The organism is Dictyobacter arantiisoli, from assembly GCF_008326305.1.
GTDB classification, from domain to species: Bacteria; Chloroflexota; Ktedonobacteria; order Ktedonobacterales; family Ktedonobacteraceae; genus Dictyobacter; species Dictyobacter arantiisoli.
Genome location: NZ_BIXY01000002.1, coordinates 28,588 through 41,831 on the forward strand (window position 1 = coordinate 28,588; position 13,244 = coordinate 41,831).

A 13,244-nucleotide genomic window follows, 5' to 3' on the forward strand; every position below is an offset into this window, starting at 1 on the left:
GTCTATCCATCGATCATCAATCTGGCACTGGCGAACGGAGTAGACCCATGATAATTCTTAAGCATTTAACGATAGAACGGTTCAGGCTTTTACGCTCTATGAACCTGCACTTCCCCCAGCGTGGCAGTATCTTGATTCAGGGTCCAAACGAGGCTGGGAAGTCGGCACTCATCGAAAGTATTTATTTTGCTTTGTATGGCGAGCCTCTGGCTTCCCGCCGTACGAAGCGTTCATTGGATGATTTGATTCTCTACGGCGCTGCCAATGCTGTGGTGACCCTGGTTCTTGCGGCTGGTGCGACTGAATTGACGATCTCTCGGACGCTTGAGCGTGGGAAGGGCCAGCAGGCATCATTGTTGATACGTCAGTTGGGAATGCCTGATGAGCACGTTGATGGCGATCTCATTACCCTGAATGAGCGGATCGTGTCCCTGCTCGGCAATTTAAATGGCGAGACGTTGCGCGACTCTGGCCTGCTTGAACAGAAAGCTTTGACTCGCCTGGAGACGATCTCTGGTTCGGCACGCGAGGCTGCGGTACGGAGACTGCAAGGTCTTGATATTTTAACTGAACTCTCTTCTCAGTTTCAGGTTACTGCTGAGGATGAGGAACGTCTCTCCCTTTCTGCGCAACATTTGACGCTGGCGGAGGTCCAGGCTCATATCCCAGAGGTTCGCGCTCAACTTGATCAGCTTGAAGTGGCCCTGGATGCCGTACAGGTCAATGATTATCTGGCTCATATTGATCAGCAAGAGGCTGATATTCGCGAGCTTGAGCAAGCCATCGAAGATATTTCTGTGCAGCGTATTGAGCTGAAGAGTGCGCAGAGCCGCGTTCAGCAGTTAAAGAAGGCCGATGCGACTCTGGCTGAAATCATCGCTTCCTATGATGATATCGCCGAGGCACGACGTGAGTTGCCCGTTCTCGAACAACAGATCGCTGATCTGGAGCGACGCGAGCGCGAAGATTTGCCGAAAATTGAACAGCGCGTGAGCGCTCTGGCCGAGTTGACACGCTCATTTGGTACCCTCCAGCGCATGTCAAATGATCTTCTGGCGGCAGTGGATTCTATCCGCGAGCTAGAGGATGAAGTGCATGAGTACCATGAGGCAAAGCAGAGCTTACGCAGTGTCAGCGAGCAAATTATCCAGACGCGTAGCCGACTGGCGGCTACCCAAAAGTCTTTGCAGGATCTGGAAGAGACACGACGTACCAGACGTCCGCAGTTAGAGGAGCGTTTGCAGCGTCTGCAATCCCTGTCTGAACGTCTCGCCCATCTGCGCCATCTCGAAGAGACCTACATACACCGCGTCTCTGGTCAATCTCTGGCGGAGGAAAACGCGCAACAGTTGCTCAAAATCCAGCGCAATCTCAATGATACTGAGCAAGAGCAGGAATTGCTGGACCATGAGGCCAAGCAAGCCAGATCACAGGCAGATAGCGCGGAACAGATGTGGCGACAGCTTAACTTGCGCCGCCTGGTGGAAGAATGGTCCCGCTTGAAGGGATTGATGCAGGGGCTGGCCCAGGCTGAGCAACATGTGTCTCAGGCTCGACAGCAACAGGGAGCCGTGACCGGCCAGGCCATAGAAGCACGGGGCAGGGCCAACAAATTCCTGATTTATATCAGTGTAGATGTTGCTATGATGCTGGTTTGTTTAGTTACCGCCATCGCTATATTTGGCAGTCTGCTGTTTCTGGCTATTATTGCTTTGATTGCTCTTGTCATTCTGATCGTTCCGGCTGTTCTTTTTTATCAAAAGTATTCTCAAGCACATAGTCAGGAAATGGGATTCAGACAGCAAGAGCAAGAGGCCATTAGCCGCGTGGGCATGATGGTGACCGCTCGCGAGGCAGCTATGCGTATGGCTGGTAGCGAGGAGGCTTTGCAGCAGGTTGAGCAGGAGATGAAATCTCTGGGCAGTAGTATTCCCCAGACGCTTGAGGAGGCCCAGCAGTTCCTGGACCGCACCCGCGATCAGGGTGACCTGGATGAAGCTCAGCAGCAAATGCGCGTTAAGGTTGAAGAAGCGAACGCCGCTCGCATGCGCGTCAATGCAAAGCGTGATGCTATGACGACTTTGCTCAAAGAGCGTGCACGCCTGGAAGAGGTGCGCATACGTGAGCAATGGGATAATATTGAAGAGAACTTGCATAACGATCAGGTTGCCGTCGATTTGATGCATCAAGAGATTACCTTGCTGGCTGCACAGGAGAACCTGCCTCTTCCGAGTATTAATGCCCGCGTGCAATCTAGCCCGGTACCTTCGGCTCAGTCTTTTGATTCTGGTCCGCTTGCCCCTGTGGTGATTGAGGAAGTGGATCTTGCCAGTGTGCCGCGCCTGGAAGATCTGGTTGAGAGTACGATCAAAGCGACTGAACATGAGATTGTTTCTCTGGATGGCAAATTGGAAACTGCGGCCGATTTGCTCGATCAGACAAAGGCGCAGCAAAATGATCTCGATATGTTGTTGGTTCGCCAACATGCCATTGAGGATCGTGATGCTCACTATCAGATGAATAATCCACAGCAACAGATTGCGCTGGCTCGTGAGCAGCAGATGGGACTTCGCGGCGCTTTGCAGTCTTTGCAAGATTCGTTGCGCCAGCGCGTTAAGCCGCTGGGCGTGGGCTATGGTCAGGCTGCGGTGAGCAGTGCTGAAATTGCTGCTCGTAAGCAATTGGATGAATTGCATATCACACTGGGTAATAAGGTCATGCTTCAGGAACGCCATGGCCATTATACTGAACTGCTCAAAGAACGTCAGGAATCACTTTCTGAGCATTATAAGCAACTGGCGAAATTTAGTAATACGCTGGGAAGCTGGATCGTTCCGTTGAATCCGTTTGCTGAGGCACTGGCGACCTTGCGCACGCGTTGCCTGAATGAGCTAGAGGCCGCGCATGAAGCAGATATTCTACAGGATCTCGCCTCGCTTGAGCATCAGGAAAAAGCTTCCCATATGAAGATTAATCTCTGTCAGCAGGAGATCACTGATGCGCAAGAGATGATCTCACGCGTACTCAATCATTATGAATGTCCTGAGGCTCACACTTTTGCTCGTGCTGAACTGCTTGAACTCTGGCCGCTCATCGCTGAGTACTCTGTTGAGGATCGGGAGCATTTGGAGGTTGAGCTAGCCAGTTGTGAGCAGACGTTGCGTGAACAGGAGCAGCAAGAACAGCAACTTGCTCTACAATTAGCTACTGACGGCCAGCGATTAGACCTGGCGCAGACCCGGGCTCAAATGCAGCAAGAAGAACGTTCTTATCAAACCAAAAAGTATGGACATCTCCTGTTACAGGAGGTAGAGCAACGCCTCTTGCGCAAGGTCTTACCGCGTACCGAACTGTATATGCAACAGATCTTGCCTCTCTTAACTGGTGGTCGCTACCACGATGTCCATCTGATAACTGATCCAGAGGAGGGCATCGTCAGTGGTGGACCTTTCCAGATTCAAGTCTGGGACACGGCGGCAGGCGAATATATTCCCACTTCGGCACTCTCGGGTGGTGCGTCTGATCTGTTATCCCTTGCCTTACGCTTAGCCTTTGCAATTGCCACCTTACCGGGTGACTTAAATGTTGCACCAGGCTTTGTCTTGCTGGATGAGCCTTTAAGCTCTTTTGATCGCGGACGCGCGCAGGCTCTGGTCGATGTCGTTACTGGCGATATCTTGAGCCAGCATTTCGAACAGATTATCCTGCTTTCCCATAGTGATGCCTTCGATCCGGCCCTTTTCCCTTATCATCTCTATATGGACAATGGCCTGATTGTAGAAAGCAATCTACCAGTTGTGCCGATTACCTTTACATCAGCCACATCAGCTATGTTTGACTTCGACGCTATTCCCGTTACACCTCTGCTAGAGGATTTTGATGATGGGGGTGAATATGATGCTACTGTTGCGGTTGCCGCAATTAAAATCCCCATGGAAAAGCAATAATCTTTCTTCTTTTCTGTCTTGTCTTGTTAAAGCAACGCCTCCTGCCATATGCATATGCAGGAGGCTTCTTCTTATAGCTTTGTTTTGCCACATTATTGAGCGCTCATGATGCTCAATAATGTTTTACGATTATGTGAGCAGAGATCCCGATGAGGATGGGAGTCTGCCAACTCTCTCAAAATATGTATGGTTCAGTAGCAGTGGATACTTAGAAGATAGTATGCATGGAACGCCAGGGTCCTGGTGCGTCAACTAATATCGCCGGCACCCAGCCTGGCTCACCAAATAAGAGGTTGGGATTCCAGTCGGGATTTTTCTTGTAGTAGCAATAACGAATCTGCCAGTGTTGTCCCACTCTCTTTTTCTCATAACAGGCTGTTTCAAGATCCAGACGGAAGGCTAACAATTGTGCATAGTAGGGCTGCAGATTATATTCCATTGCATCGGTATCAATTTCATGTTCCGTAAATGACATTTGGCCGTCGAAATAATAGTGATAGTCTTTGACTTCCGGCTCGCGGTCGTCTTCTAATACATAACGTATCAGTACCAGGATGCCCAGCATATCAAATTGACAATATGGCTCTTCTGCCAGAGAATCAAGCGTGAATGGGGGTAGCGATAGAAGTTCGCGTATCTCCGTGGCGAGTTGCTGCAACGATTTGTCTGTTTTTATACAGATCTGAAATGACATATGAGCCTCTCCTTGCAGGTACGGGAGGTTTGTGTAAAAATCTAGTCTTCATCTTACCCCTGTTGAGTAGAGGTGTCAAGCCATATGATTGCAATAAAGAGGAATTTGTCAAAGTTTGGTTCTATTTTCTCTCTACTTGCATTCACATTTATTGCTTGATATACTGTTAGTACAACTTGCTACCAGTCTATAGACGAATCTAATAGATATTACTGTGCCTTGTATTATCTATCCTACCCCTCTTTCATAGAAGATAGGAAGTATAAAGTAGAAAGTATCCATGGCTACTAAAGATAAATTAACACGTCTTCGTTCTCAACCTACGCCTCCTCCTGTGCAGATAGAACCTTTTATCGCTGGAGAATCTGCGCTCATTAAAGTGTGGTTTGTGCATTACTGGCAAAAACTGTCTATTCCTGATGTGGAATGGCCGTTGCTGGCTGCGACGCAAAATCGCCAGGAATATACACGTTGGACAGGTAAGCGTTTGAATGCTATGGCTTTGGGCTGTTACTGTTATTTACCAGCTTCCACAGACCCGATCCCTGCACGCTTACAAGCTACCATGCCAAAATTTGAGCCACTACCACACCGTCATCTTATCTTTATCGAACCAACCTTGCAACCCCTTTCAACTGAGGTAACTATCGCGCATGAGCTGATCCATCTTTCAGACCGGGTACAAGGGAGTCCACGTCGCCATCAACACCACGGCTATGATTCTATTGCAGTCGATGAAGCAGCGATTACTGGTCGTTCAGTGGAAGATTTGCGAGCGCTATTGCATATGGAGAGTCTTAATCTTGAACGTATACGGCGTGAACGGCGTCCGATTCGCTATCTCTATCAGTGTTCTCACTGTGGCAAACAATATCCGCGTACCCGGCGCTATTCGCAGGCTGTCTCATGCAGTAGCTGTGACAAGAATTATAATCCTCGTTTTAGCCTGTCGTTGTTACCTTTAGCATCTCAGAAGGGATAACATCTCTCAGCAGCCTCAGCGTCCTCTCAGAGCCTTGTAGAGGGTTTACTGCTATTAACCTGGTTCTCATTCCTGGCGTGATTGCGCGATTGCGCTTTGTAGCTCATCGAGCCATGTCAGCAGGGCGCGTGTCTGGTGGATACGGCTGTTCAGGACGACCTGGCCGAAGAAGGTGGCATCATCTGTCTGTTCCAGATGGGTGGCATACTCCTGTGCCTGCAAATGGATGAGGAAATTCTGGCAGGCTTGAATTTGTTGTTGCAGTAGATGTGCAATCTGTTCTGTCGACGCTGACTGTTGCATAAAATAGAGCTTCAGCAAGAAGAAAATGCGTATGTCTCGCGGTTTCTCTTCTGGCTGTGCGACCCAGGCATGGAAGATTGTTTGACCCATTGTGGTAAGATGAAAAATCTTGCGTGGTGGCCGCGTCCCTTGCATACTTAGCTCAGCCTCGATATAGTGTAGGCGTTCCAACTTCTTTAAGAATGCATACATCTGACTCATTTCCAGATGAATAATTTGACCCAATATTCCATTTTCAATGAGTTGAAACATTTCATAGCCATGCATAGAGCGCGTCTGGAGTAATCCTAAAATAACATATTCGGCTGGTTCACTAATCTGCATCTTTATTTTTCCTCACGTAGAGCACTTGAACACAGCTTATTATAGTGTACCGTCTATAGTCAGGCAATCATTAGGAATCCAGGCTTACCAATTCTCATGTAGAGTGTGCATAGAATAGGTATGAACAGGAGCTTTTCAAACGAAGTGGGATTACAAAGATGTTGAGAGCGACTTGTACTTAAAGCTTCGTGGTATATGGCATAATAAGGGCAGAGCACTACTGAAGAGAGGTTTTGCATGAGTACCTATCCACACAAACAGTTATTACAGACATTAAATGCTTTGCTGATTGAACTCCGTGAGCTACAAGTAGTGGTTGAGCCTGATGAATTTGATCACCAACCTGATATGGACGCCGTGCGCGCAGGATTGGTGGATATGGATGTGCTGGCAAACGAGGCGCTGACCCTGGTGCGCTCCTCTTTTGAGATGGCAACACTACCTGAATTATCTGGTCTGCAGTTGTCTGAGGCGCTCTCACAGTTGATTGAGACGTCAGCGGAACAGTTGGGACTTGCCAGTCGCATTACTGTTACCGGTGGGGATGAGCAACAGTCTGTGGCGCATATGCTGGAGCCAGCAGCGGAGCGAATTCTCTATCTGGTGGCACGGGAGGCGTTGTATCAGATAGAACGGCATCGCGCTGCGCATCGCTTGCGTTTCTCTTTTCACTATCGCGCTGATGATGTACAGATGACACTGGAAGACGATGGTCTGCTTCCACTACGCACTGATCCCGATGCCCGGGGAAATGAGCCGCAGGCGGCGCTTGCTCTGAATTCTGAGGAGATTGCGGATGATGCGCTATTGACTCCGATCCTGAGTGATCTCCGTCTGCGTTTAGAGCAACTGGGCGGTACCCTGGAGGTACAACTGCTGGTAGGACAGGGTGTGCGTGTGAGTGCCAGTGTTCCTTATCATTATCAACAGGCGCTGACGGTTGCATCTCCCTCTTTTGCGTCTTCAGAACAGATCTCGATTTTGCTGGTTGATACGCTGGCTGTGACACGGGCAGGCTTGCAGCACTTATTGGAGCCCTATCACGATCTGGTTGTGATTGGAGAGGCGATGGATGGCGTGCAGGCGGTGAGTGAGACGCTTGAATTGGGTCCTCAGGTGGTTTTGATGGATGCTCATTTGCCTCATGATCAGAGCCTGGAGGCGCTACGCCAGATTAAACAGCTTAATTTGAATACGCGTGTCCTGTTACTGGCGAGCGAGAAGCATGAGGTGTATCTCTATGCGACGTTGCGTGCTGGTGCGGATGGCTATGTGCTGAAGGATATTGGCGCGGATGAACTCGCAAGGGCGCTGCGGGCAGTGGCGCGAGGTGAGATGCTGATTCATCCCCAACTGGCAGGCCGTTTATTATCCCAGGTGGGACGCCAGGGACGCAGCAACGGTCACTATAGTACTTTGACGACTCGTGAATTGGAAGTACTGCGCCTCTTGACCCGTGGATTGCGTAATAAAGAAATTGCCGCCCGCTTATACGTAAGCGAGCGGACTGTGAATTTTCATCTGGCCAATATTTATCAGAAACTGAATGTCTCTGGGCGCACTGAAGCTTTAAGCAAAGCTATCGAGCAAGGACTTGTAATGCCATAATCCATTGCTCAATAATTTTAATTGACCTCAATAGTGCCAGCATGCCAGGTATCGATAGCATGTTTGAGCGCGGCTATATAGCCTGCTTCAAAGTTATTGTCTGCCGTTGGTGCGTAGGTAGGAATAATCTTATCAACGGTATCCAGCCCTCTTACCCCAACATAATAGTTGTTGATAAGCGAGTACCAGGCTTTGAAACCTTCTTCCCAGGAATTATATTTAGCATAGCCGCCCCGATCTTGATCAATACAGGTAGCGCCGTCATAGCAACGGAGATTTCCTAATGACTGTGTTGTCTGCGCCTCGCCTGCGGTACCAAAGGAGCTTTCGTGCATAAAGAAGGCCAGCGCAAAAGCCGGATCTATATTGTATTGCACGCCTAGATCATACAGCGCCTGACCTTTGCCAGCGGCCGGTGAGTGATAATGGGCCAGTACTTGATTAATAAAATTTACCGAGATCGTCGGTTTTCCAATTACAGAATAAGGGCCAGTGGATGCTTTGATTATTTTTTTCGCTGGTTGGGGAGGAGTCTGCTGCCAGTCTTTCGATTGCGCCCCACCAACCTGGATATTGTATGTTTGACCACCCCCAAAGTAGCCAACATTCATTGGACGCTGAAAGATGCCAGCCAAAATCAGGACGAGAAGTGAGATGATCGCGAATGTGAGGCAGATCAGCCAGGGGCCCATCCAGGGTTTATGGCGTTCAAGTGGATGTGTCAGAGAAACGTCATGGGTAATGGCTTTGCCGATATCAACAGTACGCACAGACTTTGGCGCTGTCGGTGTCACCAGCATCCTGGTGACATGCTCATTATGTGATTCTGGCAGTACCTGCGTGGTTGCTCCTATATCCTCACTTTGCAGCTGTAGCATGCGCGTAGTTTTGGCACCTGGTTTCGTCCTTATCGTTTCAGTGATTGGTTGTGTCCGGGTCGTGTTGGCGACTTTTGTCACAGGAGCAACCTCGATGGTTGTATCCATTTTTCTAGTTCGCCGTGCCGGAGCTGCCGTCTGTGAAAGGGCTTGCACCGATGCACCTTCGCGACTGAATGTGAATGTCTCCGTATCGGCCTCACTCGGCTCAGCTACAGCTGCTGACAACCTCCGAGTTGCCCGCGCCGGTACCTGTGAGCGCGTCTCGGCTGGCGTTGGTTGTACGGGTTTCTTGGCGTAGTTCCCACTCGCCATGCACACGACCTCCTTGTAATAGCAACATGAACTTTTGTTCTAAGTATAGCACATCCCTCCCAATCCCCTCAATTCCCCAACCAATCGGCTTATTATGCAACTTGGTGCATAGAAATACAGCTAGCTACAAACTATCATACCACTCTAAAAGCGGCTATTGTATAAGGAAAAAGTCCTGTATCAAAGAACTAGATTAGAAATATGTCGTCATACTATGACGGTAAACTCCTCTTGATTCGTATAAAAAGAAATAGTCCTTTGTATGGCTGACTTTATTTCGCTGTTTTCTGTCCTGGCCTTTCTTTGATTTTTGTCGATAAGAATAAGCAACGACATACTGATTGTAGTCATACCTGGCATCTTCTCTTGTTAAAGTCAGGTACTATAAAGAGAAGATGCTGAAGAGTTACCTGTCTTGAACGCGACGTTCTGGGATCGTGGACGTGATATATGCCCATACAGGACCATAAACCTACCCAATGGTAACTGGCGTACAGGCAATTGCTGGGTAGCTTGCGGATGAGCGTGATATACTCGCGTTAGGGCCATACTTTAGAATGAATCTGGCTCTTTGGGATAGAAGGGTATTTATTCATGTTTCTCTGTCTGCTCCAGGCATATATCCCAGAGCGGTTACGTGAACTGTTGTATCTTATGGCAAACGTGTAAGTACAATCCAATACCGCTTTCTCGTAGGCGTAATGGGCATTGTGCGTAACATGTGAGCCAACGAAGCGGCAGTCTTTTAGCGCAAAGTCCTAGATTGTCATCATGGTACATGGTTGAACGTTGTACATTGCAGTGTATGTCTTCTAAAAAACATGGGCGCAAGAGGTTGTGCTTAAAATGAGTCAGTAATTTTCTATTCTATTCTGAAAGGGGCATTTGTCCTGTGAACGGGATTTCATTGGTGCTTTCGGCGGCCACTGCGTCGTCAAATATATTAGATACCCTCTCGGGGTTGGTTGGACCTATTGTGGGATGTCTGGTGATGTTCCTGGTGATTTTTTCACTCAGTCTGATTATCTGGACTTTCCGCGATATTCGTTCGCGTACGCAAGACTTTATATCACAGATTTTAGCAACCGTCCTTGTTACTCTCTTCAACGTTGGAGGCTTATTTATCTACTTGATCCTGCGCCCTCGTCAGACTCTGGCGGAAATCTACGAGCGTCAATTAGAGGAAGAATCGCTCCTGGCTGAGATGACTGAGCGGCAAACATGCACCAATTGTCATGCCCGTGTGGAGTCCGATTTCCAGGTGTGCCCATCATGTGGACAGAAGCTGAAACGTTCTTGCCCCAAATGCGAGCGCTTGCTTGAGCTACGCTGGACCTATTGTCCTTATTGCGCCAGTAACGTCGGTGGCGCGCCGATGCCAGGCAACATGCCTGGTGTTTCTATGCAGGGTATTCCACCCAACGTATCCATTCCCGGCAATCCTGGCATGCCTGTTAGTGGTAACCGTTATTGATTATGCTTGCCGTGCGGCTTCAGGTTGTTTGAGGCTCCCTTCCTATTTCATCTACTTGTCCTTGTAGACGAGAAGGGAGCCTCCAGGCTGGGGGTCTTCTGTATAGCGCCCTCTTAATCCTCCATATTCAGCTCTCGTTCCCCTCCATTGCTCATCTTTATCTTTCCAGAGCGCTACCAATCTAAAGTGGCTTGTATCGCTCATCTAACAGGCTTGTCCGTTCATCCTATCTGCTTTGTTCATGGGCTGAAATGTGATATAATGATGTGACGAAATGTGGCATACGTTACCGCATTTTGGATGTTCTAACAGAATGTTTTTCATAGAAGTAGGCATGTCTCCATAAAATGAAAGCTTCTTAGCACGTCTGTATATGCTGGTATATATACAGGGTATGTACAGTTTCTCTTGTGCCACCCCATGCGAGGCAATCTTTATGTGAGACGAACGGCATCCCGATAAGCGGAAGCTTTTTTCGGAGCCGCGTGCACCTGTCCCAATCGTTCAGGCAGAATACGTTTTCCCTATTTACTGAACAAAATGAGGCATCTGCCATGCTCTTTGTAATAGTCCCCCGTTGATAAAACGGTTTATGTATCACGAGGATACTTGTCCTTAAGTGTGTGTAAGTCCCAGCTTGTTGTAGTTGGACTTCCATATTGGAGTGTTTTTGATGGCAAAGACGAGAGAATCGATAATGTCAGAGCAACTCCCGAATGATTATGATGATGCTCTACTCACTGAACATGCAAACTCGAGTGGGAATGGTGAGGGGAAAGTGAACGACAACGGCCACGGTAATAATTATAGCGGACAGAATATTCAGATTCTCGAAGGCTTAGAGGCGGTCCGTGTACGTCCTGGCATGTACATTGGCGCGACTGATCAGCGTGGACTTCATCATCTCATTTACGAGGTTGTTGATAATAGTGTTGATGAGGTGATGGCGGGTTTTGCAGATACGGTTACTGTGGTAATCCATGCTGACGATTCTGTGACCATCGAAGACAATGGACGTGGTATTCCCGTAGATGAACATCATCAGCGTCCCGGCATGTCTACCCTTGAGGTGGTGATGACGGTGTTGCATGCTGGCGGTAAATTTGGCGGTGGCGGCTATCAGATCAGTAGTGGTTTGCACGGTGTGGGTGTGTCGGTGGTGAATGCGCTCTCTGAGTGGTGTCAGGTAGACGTGAAGCACGATGGGAAGATCTATCGTCAGCGCTACGAGAAGGGCAATCCAGTAACACCTTTACAGGTAGTCGGGACAACCGATGGTACCGGCACAATTACGACCTTCCTGGCTGATCTTTCGGTGATGGAGACACGTGATTATAGTTTCGATGTGCTGGTTCAGCGTTTCCGTGAGATGGCCTATCTTAATCGTGGCTTGACGATTAGCCTGGTGGATGAGCGGAGTGATCGCGAGGCAACCTTCTACTTTGAGGGCGGCGTCTCTTCCTTTGTACGCTATCTCAACAAGAATCGTAATACCTTGCAGGCTCGTCCTGTGAGCACGACCCGCGATATCGATAATGTAAAGGTGGAAGTCTCTTTACAGTATAACGATAGCTGGTCCCCCACGGAATATTCGTTTGCCAACGGCATCAATACTGTGGATGGCGGTATGCATATTACGGGATTCCGCAGCGCTCTGACGCGTACCTTGAATGACTATGCGCGTAAAGCGAATTTGCTGAAGGAAAAAGATGGCAATCTGACCGGTGATGATGTGCGCCAGGGCCTGACCGCTGTCGTGAGCGTGAAGATTGCGAATCCTCAATTTGAAGCTCAGACGAAATCCAAATTGAACAATGCCGAAGTGCGACCTGCGGTTGAGGCCGCGACCGCTGATCTGCTGAATCAATACCTGGAGTTGACGCCGAGCGAAGCCAAGACGATTATCGATAAGTGTTTGATGTCAGCGCGTGCGCGTGAGGCTGCTCGTGCGGCCCGGGATCTGATCCAGCGTAAAAATGCACTGGATAATAGCTTGCCGGGCAAACTGGCAGATTGTAGTGAGCGGCGTGCGGATCGTTGTGAACTCTATCTGGTTGAGGGTGACTCGGCAGGTGGTTCCGCGAAGCAGGGTCGTGATCGACACTTCCAGGCTATTCTGCCCCTGCGTGGTAAGATCCTGAACGTCGAGCGTGTCGGTCTGGATACGATCCTCAAGAATGAAGAGGTTAAGAATATCATCACCGCTATCGGTGTTGGTATCGATGAGCACTTCAATATGGCGCGTTTGCGCTATGGAAGGGTGGTAATCATGTGCGACGCCGACGTTGACGGTGCCCACATTCGTACCCTGCTCCTGACCTTCTTCTATCGTCACATGCAGCAACTCATCTCCGATGGACATCTTTATATCGCGCAACCGCCACTTTATCACGTCAAGATGGGCAAGCAAGTCCATTATGTCTATACTCTTGAAGAGCGTGATGGCCTGGTAGAAGAATATAAGGCCAGTCATAACGGCCGTGAACCAGAGATTGGACGCTATAAAGGTCTTGGTGAAATGAATCCTGAAACTCTGTGGGAAACTACCATGGACCCGGGCCATCGCACCATCCTCAAGGTGAACATCGACGAAGCCGTTGAAGCCGACAAGGTCTTCAGTATGCTGATGGGGAGTGAAGTCATGCCCCGTAAACGCTTCATCGAGAGCCACGCCAAAAGCGCCAACCTCGACGTCTAAAACCGCGTTATTGTATAAATT

General features: G+C 49.0%; 8 protein-coding genes. 5 read left to right on the top strand and 3 right to left on the bottom strand.

Annotated features, from left to right (window positions below):
• Window positions 1–47 precede the first annotated feature (47 nt).
• A complete protein-coding gene (locus tag F1593_RS01260) occupies window positions 48–3,947 on the top strand; it encodes an AAA family ATPase (RefSeq protein ID WP_149399529.1) in 3,900 nt (1,299 codons plus the stop codon).
• Between the two features lie 208 nt (window positions 3,948–4,155).
• On the opposite strand, the gene F1593_RS01265 is transcribed toward F1593_RS01260, so the two are convergent.
• Window positions 4,156–4,641 carry a hypothetical protein gene (locus tag F1593_RS01265; protein ID WP_149399531.1) on the bottom strand — a complete coding sequence of 162 codons (486 nt, stop codon included), beginning with the start codon at window positions 4,639–4,641 and terminating at the stop codon, window positions 4,156–4,158.
• Between the two features lie 280 nt (window positions 4,642–4,921).
• Between F1593_RS01265 and F1593_RS01270 the strand changes: the two genes are divergently transcribed.
• On the top strand, window positions 4,922–5,623 hold the full coding sequence (locus tag F1593_RS01270; RefSeq protein WP_149399533.1) for a hypothetical protein: 702 nt from the start codon (window positions 4,922–4,924) through the stop codon (window positions 5,621–5,623).
• Between the two features lie 66 nt (window positions 5,624–5,689).
• Here F1593_RS01270 and F1593_RS01275 read toward each other — a convergent pair whose 3' ends face one another.
• Window positions 5,690–6,250, bottom strand: a complete 561-nt coding sequence (locus F1593_RS01275; protein WP_149399535.1) for a PadR family transcriptional regulator — start codon at window positions 6,248–6,250, stop codon at window positions 5,690–5,692.
• Between the two features lie 237 nt (window positions 6,251–6,487).
• Here F1593_RS01275 and F1593_RS01280 point away from each other — a divergent pair, with 237 nt between their 5' ends.
• A complete protein-coding gene (locus tag F1593_RS01280; RefSeq protein WP_149399537.1) occupies window positions 6,488–7,858 on the top strand; it encodes a helix-turn-helix transcriptional regulator in 1,371 nt (456 codons plus the stop codon).
• 17 nt (window positions 7,859–7,875) lie between these two features.
• On the opposite strand, the gene F1593_RS01285 is transcribed toward F1593_RS01280, so the two are convergent.
• Window positions 7,876–9,051 carry a glucosaminidase domain-containing protein gene (locus F1593_RS01285; RefSeq protein ID WP_149399539.1) on the bottom strand — a complete coding sequence of 392 codons (1,176 nt, stop codon included), beginning with the start codon at window positions 9,049–9,051 and terminating at the stop codon, window positions 7,876–7,878.
• 892 nt (window positions 9,052–9,943) lie between these two features.
• Here F1593_RS01285 and F1593_RS01290 point away from each other — a divergent pair.
• Both F1593_RS01290 and gyrB read left to right on the top strand, forming a co-directional pair.
• On the top strand, window positions 9,944–10,525 hold the full coding sequence (locus F1593_RS01290) for a zinc ribbon domain-containing protein (RefSeq protein WP_149399541.1): 582 nt from the start codon (window positions 9,944–9,946) through the stop codon (window positions 10,523–10,525).
• A gap of 697 nt (window positions 10,526–11,222) precedes the next feature.
• Window positions 11,223–13,223, top strand: coding sequence for a DNA topoisomerase (ATP-hydrolyzing) subunit B (gene gyrB / locus F1593_RS01295; protein WP_149399543.1), 2,001 nt, complete (start codon window positions 11,223–11,225; stop codon window positions 13,221–13,223).
• Window positions 13,224–13,244 lie beyond the last annotated feature (21 nt).